Origin of the sequence: Mesonia profundi, assembly GCF_031085155.1 — a bacterium.
GTDB lineage: Bacteria > Bacteroidota > Bacteroidia > Flavobacteriales > Flavobacteriaceae > Mesonia > Mesonia profundi.
The window spans coordinates 1-23,296 of the sequence record NZ_JAVHUL010000034.1; the positions used below are offsets into that span (position 1 = coordinate 1).

24 protein-coding genes, 1 tRNA gene and 1 other RNA gene are annotated in these 23,296 nt (G+C 35.9%); 13 read left to right on the plus strand and 13 right to left on the minus strand.

Annotated features, from left to right (window positions below; all coding sequences use genetic code 11):
• Positions 1-168 precede the first annotated feature (168 nt).
• A tRNA-Ser gene (locus RBU60_RS11415) sits at positions 169-253 on the minus strand.
• 158 nt (positions 254-411) lie between these two features.
• Between RBU60_RS11415 and RBU60_RS11420 the strand changes: the two genes are divergently transcribed.
• Complete coding sequence (locus tag RBU60_RS11420) at positions 412-1,419, plus strand: M28 family metallopeptidase (RefSeq protein WP_308865180.1); 1,008 nt, start codon at positions 412-414, stop codon at positions 1,417-1,419.
• A 78-nt stretch (positions 1,420-1,497) separates the two neighbouring features.
• On the opposite strand, the gene RBU60_RS11425 is transcribed toward RBU60_RS11420, so the two are convergent.
• On the minus strand, positions 1,498-2,055 hold the full coding sequence (locus tag RBU60_RS11425) for a hypothetical protein (RefSeq protein WP_308865181.1): 558 nt from the start codon (positions 2,053-2,055) through the stop codon (positions 1,498-1,500).
• Positions 2,056-2,190: 135 nt separating this feature from the next.
• On the opposite strand from RBU60_RS11425, the gene RBU60_RS11430 reads away from it, so the two are divergent.
• From RBU60_RS11430 to RBU60_RS11440, 3 genes are read left to right on the plus strand one after another with little or no spacing between them, the layout of a single operon-like run.
• A complete protein-coding gene (locus RBU60_RS11430; RefSeq protein WP_308865182.1) occupies positions 2,191-2,652 on the plus strand; it encodes an SRPBCC family protein in 462 nt (153 codons plus the stop codon).
• 11 nt (positions 2,653-2,663) lie between these two features.
• The gene (locus tag RBU60_RS11435) at positions 2,664-3,356 is read left to right on the plus strand and encodes an SDR family NAD(P)-dependent oxidoreductase (protein ID WP_308865184.1); all 693 of its coding nucleotides are present in this window, start codon (positions 2,664-2,666) and stop codon (positions 3,354-3,356) included.
• Positions 3,357-3,358: 2 nt separating this feature from the next.
• Positions 3,359-4,669 (plus strand): cryptochrome/photolyase family protein, encoded by a 1,311-nt coding sequence (locus RBU60_RS11440; protein ID WP_308865185.1) that lies wholly within the window; start codon positions 3,359-3,361, stop codon positions 4,667-4,669.
• A gap of 2 nt (positions 4,670-4,671) precedes the next feature.
• Here the strand turns inward: RBU60_RS11440 and kdsB are convergent, their stop codons facing one another.
• Both kdsB and RBU60_RS11450 read right to left on the minus strand, forming a co-directional pair.
• Positions 4,672-5,400: a 3-deoxy-manno-octulosonate cytidylyltransferase gene (kdsB, locus tag RBU60_RS11445; RefSeq protein WP_308865213.1), complete on the minus strand. Its 729-nt coding sequence runs from the start codon at positions 5,398-5,400 to the stop codon at positions 4,672-4,674.
• Between the two features lie 273 nt (positions 5,401-5,673).
• Entirely contained in the window at positions 5,674-7,110 is a 1,437-nt protein-coding gene (locus RBU60_RS11450; RefSeq protein WP_308865186.1) for an ATP-dependent DNA helicase, read from the minus strand.
• Positions 7,111-7,222: 112 nt separating this feature from the next.
• Between RBU60_RS11450 and RBU60_RS11455 the strand changes: the two genes are divergently transcribed.
• The 3 genes from RBU60_RS11455 to rsmD are packed head-to-tail and all read left to right on the plus strand — an operon-like array spanning position 7,223 to position 9,211.
• Positions 7,223-7,876 carry a hypothetical protein gene (locus tag RBU60_RS11455; protein ID WP_308865187.1) on the plus strand — a complete coding sequence of 218 codons (654 nt, stop codon included), beginning with the start codon at positions 7,223-7,225 and terminating at the stop codon, positions 7,874-7,876.
• On the plus strand, positions 7,857-8,672 hold the full coding sequence (locus RBU60_RS11460) for a DUF3822 family protein (RefSeq protein ID WP_308865188.1): 816 nt from the start codon (positions 7,857-7,859) through the stop codon (positions 8,670-8,672). The genes RBU60_RS11455 and RBU60_RS11460 overlap by 20 nt, the downstream gene beginning before the upstream one ends.
• The gene (gene rsmD, locus RBU60_RS11465) at positions 8,672-9,211 is read left to right on the plus strand and encodes a 16S rRNA (guanine(966)-N(2))-methyltransferase RsmD (protein ID WP_308865189.1); all 540 of its coding nucleotides are present in this window, start codon (positions 8,672-8,674) and stop codon (positions 9,209-9,211) included. Before RBU60_RS11460 ends, rsmD begins: the two co-directional genes overlap by 1 nt.
• A 579-nt stretch (positions 9,212-9,790) precedes the next feature.
• Here rsmD and rnpB read toward each other — a convergent pair.
• An RNA gene (rnpB, locus tag RBU60_RS11470) (RNase P RNA component class A) lies at positions 9,791-10,106 on the minus strand.
• 105 nt (positions 10,107-10,211) lie between these two features.
• Here rnpB and RBU60_RS11475 point away from each other — a divergent pair.
• Positions 10,212-11,954: a DNA polymerase III subunit gamma/tau gene (locus RBU60_RS11475; protein ID WP_308865190.1), complete on the plus strand. Its 1,743-nt coding sequence runs from the start codon at positions 10,212-10,214 to the stop codon at positions 11,952-11,954.
• The gene (gene miaE / locus RBU60_RS11480; protein WP_308865191.1) at positions 11,954-12,535 is read left to right on the plus strand and encodes a tRNA-(ms[2]io[6]A)-hydroxylase; all 582 of its coding nucleotides are present in this window, start codon (positions 11,954-11,956) and stop codon (positions 12,533-12,535) included. The genes RBU60_RS11475 and miaE overlap by 1 nt, the downstream gene beginning before the upstream one ends.
• 3 nt (positions 12,536-12,538) lie before the next feature.
• Here the strand turns inward: miaE and RBU60_RS11485 are convergent, their stop codons facing one another.
• From RBU60_RS11485 to pyrR, 8 genes are all read right to left on the minus strand, one after another.
• Positions 12,539-13,438: a Ppx/GppA phosphatase family protein gene (locus RBU60_RS11485; protein WP_308865192.1), complete on the minus strand. Its 900-nt coding sequence runs from the start codon at positions 13,436-13,438 to the stop codon at positions 12,539-12,541.
• 14 nt (positions 13,439-13,452) lie between these two features.
• On the minus strand, positions 13,453-15,525 hold the full coding sequence (gene ppk1 / locus RBU60_RS11490) for a polyphosphate kinase 1 (protein ID WP_308865193.1): 2,073 nt from the start codon (positions 15,523-15,525) through the stop codon (positions 13,453-13,455).
• The gene (locus tag RBU60_RS11495) at positions 15,525-16,010 is read right to left on the minus strand and encodes a SixA phosphatase family protein (protein ID WP_308865194.1); all 486 of its coding nucleotides are present in this window, start codon (positions 16,008-16,010) and stop codon (positions 15,525-15,527) included. Before RBU60_RS11495 ends, ppk1 begins: the two co-directional genes overlap by 1 nt.
• 3 nt (positions 16,011-16,013) lie before the next feature.
• Positions 16,014-16,658: a pyridoxamine 5'-phosphate oxidase gene (pdxH, locus tag RBU60_RS11500; RefSeq protein WP_308865195.1), complete on the minus strand. Its 645-nt coding sequence runs from the start codon at positions 16,656-16,658 to the stop codon at positions 16,014-16,016.
• 469 nt (positions 16,659-17,127) lie between these two features.
• The gene (locus RBU60_RS11505) at positions 17,128-18,036 is read right to left on the minus strand and encodes a ribonuclease Z (RefSeq protein ID WP_308865196.1); all 909 of its coding nucleotides are present in this window, start codon (positions 18,034-18,036) and stop codon (positions 17,128-17,130) included.
• Positions 18,037-18,061: 25 nt separating this feature from the next.
• Entirely contained in the window at positions 18,062-18,400 is a 339-nt protein-coding gene (locus RBU60_RS11510; protein WP_308865197.1) for a ribonuclease Z, read from the minus strand.
• The gene (locus RBU60_RS11515) at positions 18,397-19,329 is read right to left on the minus strand and encodes an aspartate carbamoyltransferase catalytic subunit (RefSeq protein WP_308865198.1); all 933 of its coding nucleotides are present in this window, start codon (positions 19,327-19,329) and stop codon (positions 18,397-18,399) included. The genes RBU60_RS11510 and RBU60_RS11515 overlap by 4 nt, the downstream gene beginning before the upstream one ends.
• Before the next feature lie 7 nt (positions 19,330-19,336).
• On the minus strand, positions 19,337-19,876 hold the full coding sequence (gene pyrR, locus RBU60_RS11520; RefSeq protein WP_308865199.1) for a bifunctional pyr operon transcriptional regulator/uracil phosphoribosyltransferase PyrR: 540 nt from the start codon (positions 19,874-19,876) through the stop codon (positions 19,337-19,339).
• A 201-nt stretch (positions 19,877-20,077) separates the two neighbouring features.
• On the opposite strand from pyrR, the gene dnaN reads away from it, so the two are divergent.
• From dnaN to RBU60_RS11540, 4 genes are all read left to right on the plus strand, one after another.
• The gene (gene dnaN, locus RBU60_RS11525) at positions 20,078-21,196 is read left to right on the plus strand and encodes a DNA polymerase III subunit beta (protein WP_308865200.1); all 1,119 of its coding nucleotides are present in this window, start codon (positions 20,078-20,080) and stop codon (positions 21,194-21,196) included.
• 170 nt (positions 21,197-21,366) lie between these two features.
• Positions 21,367-21,669: a phosphoribosylpyrophosphate synthetase gene (locus tag RBU60_RS11530; protein ID WP_308865201.1), complete on the plus strand. Its 303-nt coding sequence runs from the start codon at positions 21,367-21,369 to the stop codon at positions 21,667-21,669.
• Between the two features lie 105 nt (positions 21,670-21,774).
• A complete protein-coding gene (locus RBU60_RS11535) occupies positions 21,775-22,266 on the plus strand; it encodes a Dps family protein (RefSeq protein WP_308865202.1) in 492 nt (163 codons plus the stop codon).
• The gene (locus RBU60_RS11540; RefSeq protein WP_308865203.1) at positions 22,267-23,208 is read left to right on the plus strand and encodes a mechanosensitive ion channel family protein; all 942 of its coding nucleotides are present in this window, start codon (positions 22,267-22,269) and stop codon (positions 23,206-23,208) included.
• The last annotated feature ends 88 nt before the right edge of the window (positions 23,209-23,296 follow it).

Sequence of the window (23,296 nt, forward strand, 5' to 3'; positions counted from 1 at the left end):
AAGTAGATTTTTTCCTATTTAGACTATCCACAATTTTTGCATAAAACTAAAATCCCACAACTTTTTGACTTGATCCCCTTTTTGACTTGATCCATAATTTCTGTGTGCATTTATAGAAATCAAAAAACCCCAACAGTCTAAAAATTAGATGGTTGAGGTTTTGTTTAGCGGAGAAAGAGGGATTCGAACCCCCGGAGGTGTGACCCTCAACAGTTTTCAAGACTGCCGCATTCGACCGCTCTGCCATTTCTCCTTGAGCGCCTCATCAGGTATTCCCTGAATGCGGTTGCAAATATAGGCCTTTTTCTGAATTCCCAAAAAAATAAATCCACTTTTTTTAAAGTATTTTCAGACTCAAAGATTCTGAATTATTTAATACCTTGTGCCACTCATATTTAAGTCAGAAAAAAAATGCATAAAATTTTATTATTTGCTGCTCTAGGAACTATTTTCTCTTGTAGCGTACAAAAAGACCAATCCGTAAGTAAAGCTAATGTAGAAACTTATGGCAACACCATCACCTCAGCCGAATTAAAGGAACACCTATACACCTATGCTTCAGATGAGTTTCAAGGTCGGGATACAGGAGAACCCGGACAAAAGCTGGCTGTTGAGTATTTAAAAAATGAGTATGTAAAATTAAATATCCCTTCTCCCCTGGGTGGAGATAACTATTTTCAACACATCCCGTCAAGTTTCTTTAATGATAAATTCAAGGACTCAGAAAATGTAGTTGCTTTTATTGAAGGAAGCGAATTTCCGGAAGAAATTGTAATCATTTCTGCGCATTTAGATCACGTTGGGATGAGCGACGACGGAGAAATTTATAACGGCGCCGATGATGATGGGTCTGGAACCGTTGCTATGTTAGAAATGGCAGAAGCTTTTCAGAAAGCGGTAAAAGATGGCTTTTCTCCTAGAAGATCGATTTTATTTTTACACGTAACGGGAGAGGAAAAAGGTTTATTAGGTTCTAAATATTATACCGAAAATCCTATTTTTCCTTTAGCGAATACGGTAACCGATTTAAATACCGATATGATTGGTAGAATAGATCCTGCACACGAAGGAAAAGCAGATTACATATACCTTATTGGAAGCGATAAGTTAAGTACCGATTTACACAACATTTCCGAAGAAATGAATAGTAAATATGTAAACTTAGACCTAGATTATACGTATAATGACGAAAACGACCCGAATCGTTTTTACTATAGAAGTGATCATTATAATTTTGCAAAGCACAATATTCCGGTAATCTTTTATTTTAACGGAACTCACGCAGATTATCATAAACCTAGCGATACCCCAGATAAAATTGAATATGATTTATTGACGAAAAGAACCAAGTTGATTTTTTATACCGCTTGGGAAGTAGCTAATAGAGATGAAAGATTGGTCGTAGATAAAGCTAATTAAGGTTTTACTTTACGTATAGAAACAAAAAAGCAGCTTCAAGAGCTGCTTTTTTTATGAAAATAAATCTAGATTCTTATCTTATTTGTAAGAAGCCGTGATTTTTCCAAGTTTCTGAGGTACTTGTCCGTTAGCAAATTCGATAGTTAATTTCCCATTCTTCATGGTTAAATTCCCTTTATCAACTTTAAAGTAACCGGCACTTCCTTTACAATAGCAAAACCTTCCGTAAAGAAAATTAACGTCTTTAAGCTCCATATCTTGAAGGTCCATTTCTTTGGTTCCGTTTTTTACTTCAAAATAAATCTCTTCTCGGTAATGCCCGTCCATGAGCTCTTTATCGGTATCTTCATTGTAACTGAATTTGATGGTATTGGTTTGTACATCATCTACAAACTCTGGATAAAGCATCTCTGCTGTGTCTATTTTAAAATCCATTTTGGTGTTTGGTATGACTTCAAAAGCGCACTCCCCTGCTGGCAGACAGCCCGATTCTAAAGTAACTGAACTTATGTTTCTTGACATCTCTTCTTTCTCATTTAAGGAATTGGCTTCAGACGATTTTTTGTCGTTAGTTGATTTTGTGCTATCACAAGAAAACATGATTAATACTAAACTTAAGGCAAAAACGCTCTTCATAAAATTTATTTTTTTTGTTAGTGTAAAATAAAGGTAATTTTTTTAAGATTTAAAGTCTAACAAAAATCAAAAGAATAACTTTTGTTTAACTTATTTCATTTTTGTTTAGACAAAATATCGGTTAGTTTTGCTTCTATGAAAATATATAGACTTCATGAAAAGCAACGCTTGCCCATCAGTATGAAAGCGGCTTGGGATTTTTTATCTAATCCCGCAAATTTAAAAGAAATTACGCCAGATTATATGGGCTTTGATATTATTTCTGGTGGAGATAAATCCATGTATGCGGGACAAATTATTCAATACATCGTCACTCCTATTGCCGGAATTAAAACCAAATGGGTCACCGAAATTACACACGTAAAAGAAGGAGACTACTTTGTAGACGAACAACGCTTTGGACCTTATGCGCTATGGCACCATAAACACTTCATCCATGAAATTGAGGGCGGCGTAGAAATGGAAGATATCATCGATTATAAACTTCCTCTTGGAATTTTAGGTCAACTAGCGCACCCCATCTTAGTGAAACCTAAACTAAAAGAAATTTTTGAATATAGAAAAAGCAAGCTTACCGAGCTTTTTGGAACTTATTAACACCTATAGCTATGAAAAATATTTTACTTATTGGAGGAAGTCACGGAATTGGATTAGAGATTGTAAAACAACTTCATAAAGAGATTAACATAATCGTAGCTTCTAGAACCAATGGTAATTTAAGTGACCTTGAAGTGACTCACCATACTTTTGATGCGTTTAAAGATAACTTAGAAGATTTAAATTTACCTGAAGAATTAGACGGATTTATCTATTGCCCAGGAACCATCAACCTAAAGCCTTTTAAAATGCTGAAGCAAGCAGATTTTGAAGAAGATTTGCAAAAAAACTTCATCAGTTTGGTAAATTGCACCAAAGCAGTGCTTCCTCGTTTAAAAAAATCTAATCAAGCAAGTATTGTTTATTTTAGTACTGTTGCCGTACAAGTAGGAATGCCTTTTCATACGAGTGTGGCTGCTTCAAAAGGAGCCATAAAAGGTTTTGCAAAAGCATTGGCCGCAGAATATGCTCCAACAGTAAGAGTAAACGTAATTGCTCCTTCCCTCACCAATACCAGCTTAGCCGAAAATATTCTAAGCAGCGACAAGAAGAAAGAAATGATGGATGAAAGACATCCGCTTAAGCGAGTTGGAGAAGCTACAGATATTGCCCATGCAGCTACTTACCTACTTTCTAAAAAAAGCAGTTGGATGACAGGACAAGTAATTCACCTTGATGGTGGAATGTCTACTTTAAAAATATAAGCATGACAAAAGAAAAGGTTTCCATATTTTGGTTTAGAAGAGATTTAAGACTCGATGATAATGTTGGTTTTTTACAAGCTTTAAAAAGTGAACATCGGGTTTTACCTATTTTTATATTTGATGAAGAAATCTTAAAGGAACTCCCGAAAGACGACGCTAGAGTCAGTTTTATTTTTGATCAATTACAAGACATGCGCAAAGAGCTCCAAGAAAATTATGGTAGTTCTATAGCCATGTTCCACGGTCCAGCCGAAGAAATTTTTGAGCAACTACTAAAAGACTATGAAATTCAGGCGGTATTTACGAATACCGATTATGAGCCTTATGCAAAAGAACGGGATGAAAAAATTCAGCAGCTATTAGAGAAAGAAGAAATCGAATTTTTCTCTTATAAAGATCAGGTGATTTTTGAAAAAAGTGAAGTGGTTAAAGACAACGGAGAACCTTACTTGGTCTATACGCCATTTATGAGAAAATGGAAAAAAACCTTTAAGGATTACGATCTTCAAATGCATTACACCAACGATTATCTTTCCAATTTAATTGAGAATACGCGCTTACCTAACTTAAGTTTAATCGATATCGGCTTTAAAAAATCTTCCATTTCTTTTCCTGCTTACGACATTACTCCCACCACTATTGAAACTTATGAAGACAATAGAAACTTACCTGCCAAAGATGCGACCAGTCATTTGAGTCCGTATTTGCGTTTTGGGAGCGTCAGCATTAGAAAAGTATTAAAAAAGGCGCTTCACGCGGAAAATGAAACCTTTTGGAACGAACTTATTTGGCGCGAGTTTTTTATGCAGATTCTTTACCACTATCCCAAAACCGTCACCGATGCTTTTAAGGCCAAATACGATACTATCAAATGGCGAAATAATGAGGAGGAGTTTAAACTCTGGAAAGAAGGTAACACTGGTTATCCCATGGTAGATGCAGGAATGCGCGAGCTTAACACCACAGGACTCATGCATAACCGCGTTCGGATGGTGGTAGGAAGTTTTTTATGCAAGCATTTATTAATTGATTGGCGCTGGGGAGAAGCTTATTTTGCTGAAAAACTATTGGATTATGAAATGTCTTCTAACGTAGGAAACTGGCAATGGGTTGCGGGTTGCGGTGTAGATGCAGCTCCGTATTTTAGAATTTTTAATCCGCAGTCTCAATTAGAGAAATTCGATAAGGACGAAAAATACATCCGAAAATGGATTCCAGAATATGGCACCAAAGACTATCCAGATCGTATGGTAGACCATAAAGAAGCCAGAGAACGTTGTTTACAAGTGTATAAAGAAGCGGTTAAAAAATAAGCTTACTTGTTTTCTTCCTCGTCTAAGATGCGTTTCGCTTTTTCTAAATCTTCGGGCGTATCGATGCCCACTCCCATGGCTTCGCTTTCTACCATTTTAATATTCTTGCCGTATTCTAAATAACGAATGCATTCAATTTTTTCTGAAGCCTCTAGCGTGAGCATCGGCAATTGATGAAAGTCTAAAATCGCTTGCTTCCGAAAGGCATAAATACCAATATGTTTATAATAGGTAACGTCTACGTCTTTATCTCGGTGATAAGGAATGGGAGATCTTGAAAAATACAGCGCAAAATTATTCTGATTCACAATCACTTTCACATGATTGGGGTTTTCAATATCTTCTTGTCCGTAAAGCGGTGTCATTAAAGAAGCGAGATCAATTTGATGCGCATCACTGCCATAAAAAACCTTCAGGACTTTTTCTAAGCTCGTTCTAGAAGTAAAAGGTTCGTCGCCTTGCACATTCACTACAATATCAATATCCATATCCTTTACGGCTTCCGCAATACGGTCGCTTCCACATTCGTGATTGGTTTTGCTTAAAATCACTTTTCCGCCGTGAGTTTTGATTTCATCATAAATAATCTGACTATCAGTCACCACAAACACATCATCAAAAAGTTCGGTTTTTACAGTAGATTCATAGGTTCTTCTTATGACCGTTTTTCCGTTAAGGTCTTGCATTAATTTGCCCGGAAAACGGGTTGCCGCATAACGCGCCGGAATCATAGCGATCACTTTTAGTTTTTCTTTACTCACGAGATTTAGTTTTTATTATTGTAGTTTAATAAGTGATGTTTTTTAAGTCCTTCTTTCTGGGGAGTCCCGAAGCTTCGGGATAGGAGGGGATGAGATGATAAGTATTGTAACTCAACCTATCCTCAACCCCGTCCGAACGTTTCATCTGGGCGGGTCATTCCAGAGGAAATGGAGTATAAAAAATTTAAATGCACTTCTAAACTACAGTCTTTTTAATTCAAAAATAAGGTTTTTTTACTTCCGCTAAAGTATTTCGCTATCGTCTTCAAAAAAATCATCCTTAAATCCAATAAGGTACAATTTTTCTTTGGCTCGCGTACAGGCGGTATACAACCATCGCAAATAATCTTCGGTAATGCTATCTTTTAAATAAGGTTGCTCCACAAAAACGGTGTTCCATTGTCCCCCTTGAGATTTATGACAAGTCATCGCATAGCTGAATTTAATCTGTAACGCATTAAAATATTTATTGCTTTTCACCTTTAAGAATTTCTTGTATTTAGAAGTCTCATCAGCATAATCTTTCATCACTTCTTGGTACAATTTATTGGACTCTTCATAAGGTAAGGATGGGGTGTTAGAAGTTAGCGTATCGAGCATCACCACGGTTTCAAAAGGCGTCATCTTGGGATAATCTACCATTTGCACTTTTACTTCGGCAAACCGAAATCCGTAAAGTTCTACGATTTCAAAAATTTCGAGAATCTCTACAATATCACCATTGGCAATAAAACTAGCCTCGCTGCTGCTCTTGATCCAGAAGTAATTATTCTTTACCACCATTAAAAAATCTCCTGCTGCAATTTCGCTTTCGCGGAATAAAATACGGGAACGAATTTGGTCGTTGTAAATATTAGCTCTTTTATTAGACATCACCACAATCGCCGTTTCTTCGTGTCCTTGCGAACTGTAGGCATCGTTAATGGCATCCATAATTTCGTAGCCATCAATCAAGCGAATAAAATCTCCGCCGGTGTTTTTAAATTTGAAATTCTCATAGAAACTCCCTTTAATGGTATCTCGCAACAGTGTGGCATTTTCTAGGATTCCACTTTCTAATTGTTGACGCATCACTTCAGTCAATTCTATTTGATCTACTTTTTTATCATAACTAAGCGAAAGTTTTTCTGGATCTAGCGCAGGGCTCAAACTATGATGAACTGGCGGTAACTGCGCGGTATCTCCTATAAATATCAATTGACAGTTTTTTCCCGAATACACATATTCTATCAAATCATCTAGCAGCGACCCATCAGTAAATAATTTTTTATCTGCGGTAGAGTCAGAAATCATCGAAGCTTCATCCACAATAAAAATGGTGTTTTTATGCTTATTAGGCTGTAACGTAAACTCAACACTTCCTCCACTACTCTTCTTGGGGAAATATATTTTTTTATGAATCGTAAAAGCTTGATGCCCCGAATAATTGCTCATCACTTTAGCAGCGCGGCCTGTGGGCGCAATCAACACCGGACTCTTCTTAATTTTCCAAAGATTTTTTACAATGGTACCAATAATGGTCGTTTTCCCGGTACCGGCATAACCCTTTAAAATAAACAAATGATCTTGCTCTTCTTCCGTTAAGAATTGAGAAAGTTTTTGTAGCGCAATATCTTGATGTAAGGTAGGTTGATAAGAGAATTCTTTGGTTAATAAACGGTACAATTCTTGTGATGTCATAGCTTTGGAATATAAAATCAAATATAAAGACGCATTTTTATCTTTGGAAACTTTTACGAACAAAAAAAAATTGTAGATTTGCGTAGATACTATAAATCATAAATTTTAAACTATGAAACTTGTAATTCAATTACTACTTTGGATTGTTATTGGTGTTTTAGGATATTTAACTTTTAACGCAGTTTATGAACCCATAGAGTTTAACAAGACCAAAGAAGTCCGTTACCAAAAAGTAATTGATAGACTGAAGGATATTAGAAAAGCTCAACTTGCACACAAACAAGTTACGGGTACTTTCGCAGGAGACTTTAATAGCCTAATTCAATTTGTTGATACGGCAGAATTTACAGTTACTCAACGTAGAGACACTACCGTTTTAGATGAGGAATACAAAAAAGCCTATAATGTAGATCAATATATGAGTAAAACCATTATTGATACCATAGGTACTGTACCTGTAAAGGATTCTATCTTTAAGAACTCTAAACGTTATAAAGAGATGATGTACGTTCCTACAACAAAGAAAAAAGCGAAATTTGAGATTGAGAATGGTAAGATCGTTAAGAACAAAACAGAAATTCCTGTATTTGAGGTAAAAGTTTCTAAAGACGCTATCTTGGGAGATCTAGATAAAGACTTAATCATGCAAGAGAAACAAGTACTTTCTGTTGATGGTGTCAATGGAGAATACATTAAAATTGGTTCCATGACAGAGATTAATACCAATGGTAACTGGCCACAAGTTTATGGAGCTAACGACCAATAATATAGAACCTATTAAAAATAAGTTATCCATCCTGATCGCTCAGGATGGATTTTCTTTTTGTACAGGTAACAAAGAGAGCCATAAAGTGGAAGAGTTGAAGCACAAAGCTTTCTTATCTCAACAAACTCCAGAGAATCTTCTTAAAGAAATAAAGGTTGTCTTAGACTCTGCTTTTGATACACAGGAAGCTATCGATGAATTGGAAGTGATTTATTCTAATACCTTATACACCCTAGTTCCCAATGCCTACTTTACGGAAGAAAACCTGACCGATTATTTAAAATTCAACACCAAAATACTGGCTACAGATTACATCACTTTTGATGATGTAGAAGCCATACAGGCAAAAAACGTGTATATTCCCTACACCAATATCAATAATTATCTATTCGAAAAATTTGGGGAATTTTCTTTTAAACACATCAGTTCTAGCTTAATTGAACTTGCCAAAGCACAAGATCTTAAAACCGAAGTTTTGCTAGACGTGCATCCTACTCATTTTCATGCCGTTATTTTTAAAGAAGGAGAGCTGCAATTAGCCAACAGCTTTAACTACCACACCAAAGAAGATTTTATCTACTATATATTGTTTGTGCTAGAGCAATTGGAGTTAGACCCTTTAGAAGTTTCTGTTTTGATTGCTGGGCATATAGAAAAAGAAGACGATAATTACAACATATTGTCGACTTACATCAAGCACCTAGATTTTTTAAAAACAGATATGACCTCTATTTCCCTATCGGAAAACACCACTGTAAACACTCCCCTTCACCACCTCATTTTAAGTCAATTTTAATGCGCATCATCTCCGGAAAGTATAAAAGTAAAAGAATAACAGCTCCTAAGAAGCTTCCTATTCGACCTACCACAGATATCGCCAAAGAAGGTCTGTTTAATATTTTAAACAACCGAATTCATTTTAGCGATATTTCTGTATTAGATTTATTCTCTGGCTCTGGAAATATCACTTATGAGTTTATCTCTAGAGGAACCAAAAACATTACGGTGGTAGATCAGCACTACGGATGTGTCAAATTTATCAAAGAAACTTCTGAAGAGTTAGAAGCTTCTATCAGCGTCATTAAAAGTGAGGTGTTTAAATATTTAGAAAAGGTAAACCTTAAGTTTGATCTTATTTTCGCTGATCCTCCTTACGATTTCTCGGATGAGCAATTTGCAAAAATTGTAGATCTCGTTTTTGAAAATGAGTTTTTAGAAGAGGACGGCGTTTTAATTGTGGAACACTCCAAGCATACGGGTAATCTAAAAGATCATTCTAACTTTAAAGAAGATAGACGTTATGGAGGTTCGGTTTTTTCTTTCTTCTCCAAGTAAAAATTTTCTTCCTAGGTGGTTGAGGTATTAGGTGCTAGGGTATAAGATTTTAGGGTTTGAATAACAAAATTTTCCAATCTTCAAAACGTCCAATCTTAACAACTCACAATCCTTCAAAATTATTTTATTTCATCTTTTTATCGATAGACAATGAGTTAATTTGATGATATGAAAATAATCCAGGTGGCTGAGTGATTTTCTAAAGAAAATTGTATCGAAGCCTCATGCAAATGATTTGAAAATTTGATAATGAGTTAATTTGATAATGAGCAGATTTGATGATTTAATTATGCAAAAACAATTCACGGTGGCTGAGTGATTTTCGAGAGAAAATTGTATCGAAGCCTCATGCGAATGATTTGGAAATTTGATAATGTGTTAATTTGAAAATGTGAAGATTTTATAATGAAGTCTAGGTTCTAGAATCTATTTTCTAAGCTCTATTTGAATCTCACAACTCAAAACCCTTAAAATTATTTTATTCCATAATTTTTCACTCAGTAACTGATGAAGTCAAATCTTCCCACTCAAAAAAGAAAAGAGAACCAGGGATAAACTGTATCGAAAGAATTTAAAAAGAAAAAAAGCAGACCTATAAGCCGGATTCTGTACCTAAAAGAAGGTCCTTATCATTTATCTGGGGTTTCTGTTGCCAAAAACCTCTAGCTGCCTACCCTCCAACATTGGGCGAGGACCCTCAAACGTTGGTTTACATGACATTGCACCGCATAGAGTTTACCTGGTTTCACTACAGCATTACCTGTACATTCTTTCTGCTGCACTTGTCCTAATCCCGAAACGAGCTCGGTACTGGCGGCTGTTAACCGCTATGCTTCTCTATGGTGTCCGGACTTTCCTCTCCAATAAAAATTAGAGTGATAAGGCGGTCTGCTTAGATCGCAAATATAGTTTTTTCAAAGATGCCAATTGTGAATAACTCCAATAAAAAATTAGCTTTCTTTCAAGTAAAATAAGACACCTATTTCTATCTTTGCCAACGATGGAACATTTTATAGTATCTGCAAGGAAATATAGACCCGAAACTTTTGACGATGTGGTTGGCCAAAAAGCCATTACCAACACGCTAGAGAATGCTATAAAAAATAATCATCTTGCTCAAGCACTCTTATTCACAGGACCTCGAGGAGTTGGAAAAACGACTTGTGCTAGAATTTTAGCCAAGAAAATTAATCAACAAGCTACAGAAGATAAAGAGGAAGAAGACTTCGCCTTTAATATTTTTGAGCTCGATGCCGCTTCCAACAACTCGGTAGATGATATTCGTAATTTGATAGACCAAGTAAGGATTCCGCCTCAGGTAGGGTCTTACAAAGTATATATTATCGATGAGGTTCACATGCTTTCCTCTGCAGCTTTTAATGCTTTTTTAAAGACGTTAGAAGAACCGCCTAAGCACGCTATCTTTATTTTAGCGACTACCGAAAAGCATAAAATCATTCCTACCATTCTTTCTAGATGTCAAATTTTCGACTTTAAAAGAATTACGGTTAATGATGCTAAAGAGTACCTTGCTCATATCGTAAAAAATGAAGGTGTAGAAGCCGAAGATGGCGCTTTGCACATTATTGCTCAAAAAGCAGATGGTGCGATGCGTGATGCGCTTTCCATTTATGATAGAGTCGTTAGTTTCTCTGGAAACAAACTAACGAGAGAAGCCGTCACAGAGAATTTAAATGTGTTGGATTATGAAGTTTATTTCACTTCTACCCATTTTATTTTAGAAAATAAAATCCCAGAGCTTTTGGTGCAGTTCAATGAAATCCTTTCCAAAGGCTTTGATGGCAACCATTATATTGCTGGTTTGGCCTCCCATTTTAGAGATTTATTAGTTTGCAAAGACCAAGCGACCATTGCTTTATTAGAAGTAGGCGAAGAAACCAAAGGCAAATATTTTGAGCAGTCTCAAAAAGCTTCACAAGAATTTCTTTTACAAGCCATAGAACTCGCTAATGAATGCGATTTAAAATATCGCGCCAGTAAGAATCAGCGGCTCCTCGTTGAACTTAGCTTAATGCAATTGGCCTCCATCACTTTCGATGGAGAAAAAAAAAAGTCTAAGCACTTTATAATTCCCGCTAAAAATTTTGTTTCTATAACTCCGGCTTCAAAAGAAATGATAGAGACTAATGAGCATCCTAAAAACGCCACCAATAATACGAAGCCCACTGAGTTTGTGAAGCAAGATCAACCTCAAGAATTACAAGTTCAAGAAAAACAAGCTCCTGTTATTAGCGCTTCCGCGGAAGAAAAACCCGTTAAGAAAAAAACCTCTGGTCTTTCTATCAAAAGCATTCAGCGCAAGAAAGAAATTGAAGCGATAAAAAAGGGAAAAGCCGAAAAAGAAGAAGTTAAACTAGACAATAAATTTTCAGAAAATCAAGCCTTGGCTGCTTGGGATGAATATATTAAACGGCTTCAGAAAAACGGACAAAAAATATTGGCTTCTATTTTAGCTACAGACACGCCGACTTTAAATGATAAAATCCTTAAAATAATCTTGCCTAATTCTACTATGAAAGTAGAACTGGAAAGAGCGAAAGGACCTGTCATTAAATTTTTAAGAAAGCGATTAAACAACTCTTACGTAGACATTGAAATTGAAGTCAATGAAACGGCGGCCAAAAAATATGTCTTTACCGGAAGAGACAAGTTTGAGAAAATGGTAGAAAAAAACCCGATGCTTGAAAAATTACGTATCACCTTTGATTTAGATATAAAATAATGCTTGGTTTAAAACTTCCTACAGATCCTCGTTGGGTCAATATTGCTGAAAAAAATCTTAAAGAAATTCTTATAGATCACGCCTATTGTGAACAAAAAGCAGCTTCTACAGCCATCTCCTTAATTGTAAGTTTCCCTGAATTTACAGAGCTTACCCAGGCTATGGTTGATTTAGTGCAAGAAGAAATGAGTCATTTTAAAATGGTTCACGATGAGCTTTTAAAACGCGGTTTTGAAATGGGCAGAGATCGCAAAGATGAATATGTCTTACAGCTCATCAAGTTTTTCCCAAAAGGGGGAAGTAGAATAGACCAAATGGTTCACAGGCTCTTGTATGCCGCTTTAATTGAAGCCAGAAGTTGCGAGCGCTTTAAACTTCTTTCTGAAGAACTGAAAGATAAAGATTTACGCGTATTTTATAAAAAACTCATGATAAGCGAAGCCAATCATTACACTATGTTTCTCAACTTTGCCCGTCAATACGGTGATCGGGAAGAAGTAGATAAGAAATGGCAGTCTTTATTAGATTTTGAAGCCGAAATTATGAAAGACCTCAGCAAAAAAGAATCTATTCACGGCTAGTGTTTACTCTTTGCTTTTCTCCTCGTTATAAAGGGATTTTATAATTCCATCTGAGAGTCCGATTTTAGGGACATACACTTTTCTCGATCTACTCCATTTCATCGCAGAAAGATAAATCTTGGTAGCGGGAATAATAACATCGGCTCTATCTGTATTTAGGTTTAACTGAGAGATTCTTTCTTCATAGGTCAACGAATTCAGCAATTGATAATAAGAACTCAAGTAAAAATAGGACAAAGGCTTTCCTATTTTTTGACCACTACTTTTAAAGATATTGTTGATGTTTCCACCAGAACCAATTAAAGAGATCTTCGAGTAGTTTTTAGTAGCTGCTTTTACCCAATCTTCTACTTCTTTCCATAGGTTGGGTTCCACAATATCGTTAAGAATTCTCACCGTTCCCAACCTAAAGGATTTAGAACTGATGATTTTTCCTTCCGCGTAAAGCGTAAATTCTGTACTTCCTCCCCCAACATCTACATAAAGGTAAGTTTTATCATTTTGAGTTAACGCATGCAAATCGGTAGCTGCAATAATTGCGGCTTCGTGTTCTCCATCGATAATTTCAATATCAATCTCTGACTCTTCCTTTACCAATTTAGCCAATTCTACGCCATTGCTAGCATCTCGCATCGCCGAAGTAGCACAGGCTTTATAGCGTTCTATTTGGTGCGATTTCATCAATAAATTAAAGGCATGCATCGTATCTCGCATGCGTTGCATATTAAACGGAGAGATTTCACCATCTACAAACACATCTTTTCCTAAACGAACGGGAACGCGCACCAAAGAGGTTTTCTTAAAGGTGGCCTCTTTGCCTTCGGGTTCTGTAATCGTAGATATGAGTAATCTTACGGCGTTTGAACCGATATCTATAGCTGCGTATTTCTTTATAATTAACACGTATATCTTGGCTTTTAATGTTTAGCTAAATTTTCTAAATAATAGTCGTAGGTTACAAATTGACTCCTCAATTTTGGCAGATCATTTTGCACATACGTATTTTCTGATTCGTCTGAAAAGTACCTTGCTTTTACATTATCATTCCAGCATATCTCGAAGGTTTTCACCAACTCTTCCTGTATGTCTTTTTGATAAATAGGACACGAAATTTCTACGCGATAATCTACATTTCTCGTCATCCAATCTGCGGAAGAAATGTAAATCTTCGGCTCTCCCGCGTTTTCGAAGATAAACAATCTAGGATGCTCTAAATGTTTATCGATGATACTAATCGCTTCAATGTTTTCGCTCATTCCCTCTACTCCCGGTATCAAGCAGCAAATTCCCCTTACAATTAATTTTATTTTCACCCCTGCCCTACTGGCTTCGTAGAGTTTATCGATTAATTTATAATCGGAAAGACTGTTTAATTTAAGCTGAATTCCGCTAGGCAAGTTTTGCTTTGCGTTCTTAATTTCAGTATTGATTAAGCTTTCAAAAGTAGACCTAGAGTAATGCGGGGAAACAATGAGATGTTTGTATTTATTGATTTTATAATTAGTCTCAAAAAAGTCAAATACTTTATTCACTTCCTTTAAAATGGAAGCATTCGCCGTAAATAAGGTATAATCTGTATATACTTTTGCTGTATTTTCATTAAAATTCCCCGTACTAATAAATCCATATTTTTTAAGCTTCTTGTCTTCTAGACGCTCAATCACACAGGCTTTGCAATGTACTTTTAAACCAGGAACACCAAAGATAAGCTTTACGCCTTCTTGCTGCATTTGTTCGGCATAACGAATGTTATTGGCTTCATCAAAACGCGCCCGTAACTCTATAGAAACCGTCACGCTTTTCCCATTTTTAACCGCATTGATCAACGAACTAGCGATATGCGATATTTCCGCTAGACGGTAAATCGTAATCTTAATGGTTTGCACTTTAGGATCTAAAGCCGCTTCTCTTAAAAATCTTATGGTATAAGAAAACGTATGGTATGGCGTATATTGTAAGTAGTCTTTTTCGTTAATTTTTTGCAGTAAACTCCCTTGCATACTCAAGCCTTTCACTGGAAGTGCACTGTATTTTTTATACAATAAATTCTTGGCGCCCAAACTAGGAAACTTCATATAATCCCGACGGTTGTGATACCGTCCTCCAGGAATTATACTGTCTGAATCATCAATGCCCATTTTTGAAAGCAAGAAATGCAGCGTATCGTGTTCTATGGTTTTATCATACACAAACCTCACGGGCTGGCCTTCGATGCGATCTTTAACGCTAGAAAGTAATTTTTCGATGTAACTTTTACTTAAATCTCCAGCCATATCCAATTCGGCATCTCTGGTGATTTTAACCATATGTGCCGAAATACTCTTATAGTCAAAAATATTGAAAATGCTTTGTAGATTATATCGAATGAGGTCATCTAGAATAATGATATAATCTTTCCCATCATCTGAAGGAACCTCCACAAAACGATCTATACCTCTTGGTATTTCGATAAGAATATATTGTTTTTCATCCACTTTCCCATTGTGTGGCGTATTTAAAATCATTTTCACGGCCAAATACGCGGCGCTGTCTTTTAAACGCGGAATTTCCTCTAAGTCATTTAATAAAAAAGTCACTAAAGCCGGACTCACTTTTTCGTGGAAATAGTCTTTTAAAAATTGAGCTTGATGCTCTGTTACTTCGTTTTCACGGATAATAAAAATGTCATGATCTCTTAATTCATTCTGAATATTACTCAGAATGTCCAAACTCTGCGATTGCTGATCGATCACAATTTGGGTAATTTGCTTTAAGAGCTTGCTGGCTGTAATTCCGCCAAGGGCTTTTTTTGCTCCTTTTCCCGCTTGGGCAATACGTTTTACGGTAGCATAGCGCACTTTAAAAAACTCGTCTAAGTTGTTAGAAAAAATTCCGAGAAATCGCAAGCGTTCTATTAAGGGCACCGTTTCATCTGAAGCCTCCTGCAATACGCGCGCGTTGAATTGCAACCAACTGATTTCTCTATTATTATACCTGTTTTTCTCTAGCATTACCTAAAAGTCTTCGGAAAAAGCTTTACTAATGTTTTTCCCTTATTAATATCTTTCCATGAATCAATTTCAAATTGTAAGACTACCAAGCCTGTGGTAGGCAAATTATCGATCACCTCATCTCCCAACTGATTCACTAAATTCGTCATCGCGGGATTGTGCCCAAAAAGCATTAAGTTCTGTATCGCATCGTCCGCATTTTTTACAAAATTTAATAAATCATCTTCATCAAAGGTGTACAATTCTTTTTTTACTGAAAATTGATTCTCCCCAATCTCCAAAGCCTCCTTAAACAATTTGGCTGTCGTAAGTGCTCTTACGGCGCTGCTTGAAAATACGCTGGGTTTATAATTATTCTGAAGTTGAAACGCTTTAATCACCAAATCGGCGTCCTTAAAACCTCTTGGCTTTAAGGGGCGTTCGTGATCTGGCAAATCCTGTTCCCAGGATGATTTCCCGTGTCTTACTAAAATAAGTGTTTTCATAAATTATGGTGCTAAACGAAGAATCTTCCAGTCTTGAGCTGAAGCATCTAATTGGTACACAAACCTATCGTGTAATCTATTGGCTCTTCCCTGCCAGAATTCTATTTCTTGAGGTTTAACGATGTAGCCTCCCCAAGTTTCTGGACGCGTAAAATCTCCTTTCTCTTGCTGAAGTTCTTCTAATTTCTTTTCTAAAAAATCTCGATCTGGAATGGGATTACTTTGCGGAGATACAATCGCTCCCATCTGACTTCCTCTAGGGCGAGAAGAAAAGTAAGCATCAGATTCTTCTCTAGGAACTTTCTCTACCGTTCCTTTAATGATGACTTGACGTTCGGCTGCAGGCCAAAAGAATGATAAACATACTTTAGGGTGCTTTTCTATGGCAAGACCTTTCTCGCTTTTATAGTTGGTATAAAAAATAAATCCTTCTTCAGAGAATTTCTTAAGCAGGACAATACGGGTTTTGGGAAAACCATCTTCCCCAACCGTACTTAAACTCATAGCATTTACCTCATCTACCAATTGTGCTTTCTCTACTTCTGTAAACCAATCTTGAAATAGTGAAAAAGGATCGGCTTGAAGCTGACCTGAGTTTAATTCTGATTTTTCGTAAGATTTACGATAGTTTTGCAAGTCTTTTTCCATACTGCAATTTACAAGAATCTAGCTTAGGGAAAAAATGAATGTATAAAGTTTAGTGATTTTTATAGTTACGTTGAAAAAAGAAACAAGACTTGATAGTAACTAACTGATAAACAGTAGTATTTTAATTTAAATTATTGTTTTCCGATGAGGAACCAAGACTGCTGGAACCAAGAAACAAGACTTGATGGTAACTAGTTGAGAAACAATAGTGTTTCAATTTAAATCATTGTTTTCCGATAAGGAACCAAGACTGCTGGAACCAAGAAATAAGACTTGACGGTAACTAGTTGATAAACACAAGTGTTTCCATTTAAATCATTGTTTTCCGATAAGGAACCAAGACTGCTGGAACCAAGAAACAAGACTTGATGGTAACTAATTGATAAACAGCAGTGTTTCCATTTGAATTATCTAATCACTCTGTTTAAAATTAATTAAAAAAATCAGAAGATTCTTCTAGTCAATCCTATTAATCAAAAGAAAATCTTTTTCCGTCTTCTGCCAAAGTCACGTTTTCAAAATAGGTTTCTGCCTCTTCTTTAAACAATTGAAGATCATCGTAGCGGGTAGAATAATGACCTAAAATGAGTTGTTTGGCTTCAGCTTGCTTTGCAATTTGAGCCGCTTGCTTGGCCGTGGAATGTTTGGTGGGTTTACATAAATGCTCGTGCGACTCTAAAAAAGTAGACTCATGGTATAAAGCGGTAACGCCCTTAATTTGGTTGGTAATAGAAGGCAAATAAGCCGTGTCACTACAAAAAGCGTAACTTTTTATAGGCGGCGGTGGGTCGGTAAGCAATTCATTTTTAACTAAGGTTCCGTCATCTAAGCTCACATCTTTGCCTTTTTTAATACTTCTGTAGTAGGCTTTATCGATATCATAATTAAGTACTTCATTTATCAACAACTTGCGATCTCCTTCTTTCTCTTTAAATAAATATCCGTTGGTATACACGCGGTGATCTAAAGGAATGGTTTCTACCGTGACTTTGTCGTCTTCAAAAATAACTTCTGGTGATTTACTGCTTAACTCATGAAAATACAATCCGTAACCAGTCCATGATTTGGACATCTTCAGTTGTAAGGTGATGATTTCTTTAATTCCCTTGGGTCCATAAATGTGCAAATCGGTTTCTCTCCCCAATAAATTGAACGTAGAAACAAGTCCGATAAGACCAAAAAAATGATCGCCGTGAAGGTGGGAAATAAACACATGCTTGATGCGAGAAAACTTCACTTTCTGCCTCCTCAACTGCATTTGAGTTCCCTCTCCGCAATCGATTAAAAACATATGATTCGCGATGTTTAACACCTGTGAAGTCGTGTGATTATAGGTACGCGGAGTGGCAGCATAGCAGCCAAGAATGGTTACTTCCATTATAAATAAATAAAATTATAGAAACTTAAAACGCATCTAAATCGCGCTCTATCTCTTCCATTTGAATGACATCTTTTGCCTCTTTTAGTGTAGGTACCACAATTAATTCTTCTGGCACATCATCAATCATAAGGGTTTCACTCACCAAGACAAAAGAATGCTTATTCGCGCGATGCTGATTTGAAATTGGTAAAAATGCAAGTAATTCTGGTAAGCCTACTTTTCCGTAGTTAAGAATATCTATCACTACATTTTTATCCTTGATCTCTTTATAGCCTTCCTTTTCAATGTAGGAAGTAAACTTTTTGACATCGTTTTTTTCATCTTCTACAATCGTATATAAGTCTTGTTCTACTATTTTCATGCTTGTTTAATTTTTGAAGCCAACAGGTAAATCACCGCCATTCTTATGGCTACTCCATTTTGGACTTGATCTAATATAATGGCGTGTTTAGAATCTGCGACATCACTGGTTATTTCTACCCCTCTATTGATGGGACCAGGATGCATAATCACAATTTCCTTGCCTAATTGATCTAATATTTTTTTATTGACTCCATATTGCTGCGTGTATTCTCGCGTGCTGGGAAAGTAGGTCATATCCATACGTTCGTTTTGCACGCGAAGCATATTGGCTACATCGCACCACTCTAGAGCTTTGATGAGATTGGTCTCTACCTCTACTCCTAACTCTTCAATATGTTTTGGAATTAAGGTTTTAGGGCCGCATACTTTTACTTTCGCCCCTTGCATTTGCAGGGCAAAAATATTACTCAGCGCTACTCTACTGTGTAAAATATCGCCTACAATCACCACCTTTTTTCCTTTCACCTCTCCCAGCTTTTCTTTGATAGAATAAGAGTCTAATAAAGCTTGCGTAGGATGTTCGTGAGCGCCATCTCCCGCATTGATGATTTTCGCATCTACGTGTTGAGCTAAAAATACAGCAGCGCCGGGATTGGGATGCCTCATCACCACCATATCTACTTTCATCGATAAGATATTGTTCACCGTATCAATAAGCGTTTCTCCTTTCTTTACGGAAGAAGAAGCGGCAGAGAAGTTAACAATATCGGCGCTAAGACGTTTTTCGGCCAACTCAAATGAAAGTCGAGTGCGGGTACTATTTTCAAAAAAGAGATTGGCAATGGTAATGTCCCTAAGCGAAGGAACCTTTTTTATGGGACGGTTAATCACTTCTTTAAAATGATCTGCGGTCTTAAAAATAAGTTCAATATCTTCAGCTTTAAGATATTTAATTCCTAATAAGTGGTCTACACTTAATTCACTCATAAATGCGTTATTTTTTTACAAGATAAACACTATCTTCATCGGCGTTATCTACCCAATTTACCAATACTTTCTCATCGTTAATGGCATCTACTTGCCTTCCGTTATAATCGGGTTGAATGGGCAAATGCCTACTAAACCTTCTATCAATAAGCGTTAACAATTCTATTTCTTTAGGTCTTCCAAAAGATTGTATAGCGGTTAAAGCTGCTCTTATGCTACGCCCTGTAAAGAGCACATCGTCTATAAAAACCACGTTCTTATCTTCTACCAAAAAATCTATTTTTGTTTTGTTAGCTTCCAGCGTTTTACCGGTTCTTCTAAAGTCATCTCTATAAAAGGTGATGTCTAGTTTTCCTGTTTTTACTTCGGGCAAACCGTAATCTTCCATTAAGATCTTTTGAATTCTATTGGCTAAAAAAATTCCTCTGGGTTGAATTCCCACTAAAACAGTTTCAGAAAAATCTGAATGTTTTTCCAACAACTGACAAGCTAGTCGGTGTAAGATAATTTCTATCTCTTTGGCGTTAAGTAAAAGTTTTTGACTCATGTAAGAAAGAAATTCGGTATTTTGATACACAAAAGTAACTAAAAATATTCTTCTATTTGATCAATATATAGGCGCAATTTTACATTTCTAAAAGTTATACAATAATTGTGGGTATCTATGTTAATAAAAATAGGACGCATGATGGCATTTGTTCAGTTAATAAAATATATTTGTAGATATTAAATTTTCAATTGCATTCCCATGAAATTTATAGTATCAAGTTCATATTTACTAAAACAACTTCAGATTTTAGGAGGGGTTATCAATAACAGCAATACGTTACCTATTTTAGATAACTTTTTGTTTGAATTAAATGAAAACCAACTTAAAGTATCTGCTTCAGATTTAGAAACGACTATGTCTGCAGTATTGGAAGTAGATTCTGATTCTAATGGAAAAATAGCTGTTCCTGCGAAATTACTTTTAGACACCCTAAAAACATTTCCAGAGCAGCCTCTTACGTTTATTATCGAAGAAAACGGAACTTTAGAATTAAGTTCTAGCCACGGTAAATATGCGTTAGCTTACGCCGATGGAGAAGAATTCCCTAATGCGGTAGAATTGGATGACCCTAGTCAAACCATTATCCCTGCAGAGGTTTTATCTACAGCGATTAGCAAAACCATTTTTGCTTCTGGTAACGATGATCTTAGACCCGTGATGAGCGGCGTATTTTTTCAATTCTCTACAGAAGGTTTAACTTTTGTTGCTACAGATGCTCATAAACTCGTAAAATATACCAGAGAAGATGTTACCGCTACCCAAACGGCAGAATACATTATGCCTAAAAAACCTTTAACTTTATTAAAGGCGATTTTATCTGGAAGCGATAGTGATGTTTTGATTGAATATAATGACTCTAACGCCAAATTCTCTTTTGATGAAACGCAACTGGTTTGCCGATTGATTGATGGTAAGTATCCTAATTATGAAGCGGTAATCCCTAAGGAGAATCCTAATAAGTTGACGATAGATAGAAGTCAGTTTTTAAGCTCTGTGAGAAGGGTTTCTATTTTCTCTAACAAAACGACACACCAAGTAAAATTAAAGATCGCTGGCGCGGAATTAAATATTTCTGCCGAAGATATCGATTACAACAATAAGGCAGAAGAGCGTTTAACTTGTGACTATCAAGGAGACGATATGCAAATTGGGTTCAATTCACGTTTCTTAACCGAAATGTTGAACAACCTAAATGCAAACGAAGTTCAACTCGAAATGAGTCTTCCTAATAGAGCTGGTATTTTAACGCCAAAAGATGGACTCGATGAAGGAGAGAAAGTCACTATGCTCGTCATGCCTGTGATGCTTAATAACTAAACAACGTAACTAACTAACCAATTATATACATTAACCACTCGAAACCCGGCAAATCTTGCCGGGTTTTTTTGTTTATAAGGATATGGCGTTAAATTTATACTAAACCCTTAACAAAAGTTGAATTTGATGTGGTTTACCATTAAATTAACGTTGAAATTAAATCAAATATTATGAAAGATTACGGGACACTATCTCAAGCCATCAATAAATTAAAACTAGAAGAAGGATATACTATAGATTTTAATCTTGTTGATGAACACTTAGAAAATAAAAAAGATAAAGAGAAATATACTGCAAAGGAGTTTGATGTAGATAAGGTACTTCGATTTGAAGGGATGAGCGACCCTGGTGATAACTCTATTCTTTATGCCATCACCACTTCAAACAACAAGAAAGGCTTGCTTACAGACGTTTATGGAGCTGAAGCTAGCCAAGTTTCTAAAGAGATCTTAGACAAGCTAAAAATTAAATAAACTCGAACTCGGGTTAAAGTTGTCCTAAAGTCTCTATTTTTGGGCTGTAAAACCACAAACTATCGTATTTTTATATCAAAATAACAAAACCTATAATTAAAAACTATGAAGTATTTAAATTTAGATAAAAAATCAACTGGCAAAACAGTAGAAGAACTTAATATTTTACTGGCAGATTACCATTTATACTATCAGAAATTAAGAAATTATCATTGGAACATTGTTGGAGAAAGCTTCTTCTATTTACACGAGAAGTTTGAAGAAATGTACGACGAAGCCATGCTTAAAATTGATGAGATCGCAGAACGTATTTTGACCTTAAGGTATCAACCTACCAGTAATTTTTCTGAATATTTAAAGCTTTCAAATTTGAAGGAATCTGCTTCAGAAAAATCTGATAAGCAAATGGTTCATGAACTTTTGGAAGATCACGGGAAATTACTGGCTCAAATGAGTAAAGTAGTAGAAACTGCAGATAAAGGAGGAGATGAAGGTACCATCGATTTAATTGGTGCTTACATTAGAGAATTAGAGAAAACAAGTTGGATGTTAGATGCTTGGTCAATGAAAGCAAAAGAGACACACACTAAAATATAGATGTATTTATATCAAGACAATAAAGAAGTCTTTAATGTTACCGATTCTGTAACCGGAATTTGGGATAAAATGGCAGGTTGGGTAGATAAACTTATACTCAACCTGCCTAATTTTATTCTAGCCATTTTGGTGATGATTTTCTTCGTATTTATTGCCAAATTAGTCGTTAAGTTTGTGAGGAGACTAATGAGGAAAAGTAATGCTAGTAGTTCTATCATAGATATTAGCGTAAGTTTTGTAAAGATTATTATTATTGCTGTAGGTTTTTTTATAGCCCTTGGTGTTCTAGATTTAAATAAGGTACTCACCTCTGTTCTCGCAGGTGCTGGAGTTGTAGGTCTTGCCATTGGATTGGCCTTACAAGGAACACTTCACAACACTTTTTCTGGTATTATTTTAAGTTTTAGATCGGAGTTGGAAGTTGGTGATTGGATAGAAAGTAATGACTTTGCTGGCGAAGTGCAAGAAGTGAATTTACGAAATGTGGTAATCAAACAATCTGACAATAATTTAGTGATCATCCCCAACATTAAAATAGTAGAAAATCCCTTTAAGAACTTAAGCAGTACAAGTAGGTCTCGAGTGATATTAGATTGCAGAGTAGGTTATGAATCCGATTTAGAAGAAGTAGAGAAAATTACTCTTCATGTGATAGAAAACATCTTCGACCAAAAAGAAAATGAAAAAGTAGAGTTCGCTTATACCAAATTTGGGAAAAGCTCTATTAAATTTGTAGTTCGGTTTTGGACCGATGTAAGCAAGCAAAGAGACATTTTATTTGCGAAACATAAAGCGATCTTAGCGATTAGAAAATCTTTTAATGAAAACAGTATTCAAATCCCCTTCCCTATTAAAACACTGGATTTTGGAAAAAATAAATTAAGTTCTGAAACGATTCATATCAATTCTAAAACTGATTCTGATTCGTCTAAAGAGGAGTAGGTTTGAGTTTAGAGTTTAGAGTTTAGAGTTTAGAGTTTAGAGTTTAGAGTTTAGAGTTTAGAGTTTAGAGTTTAGAGTTTAGAGTTTA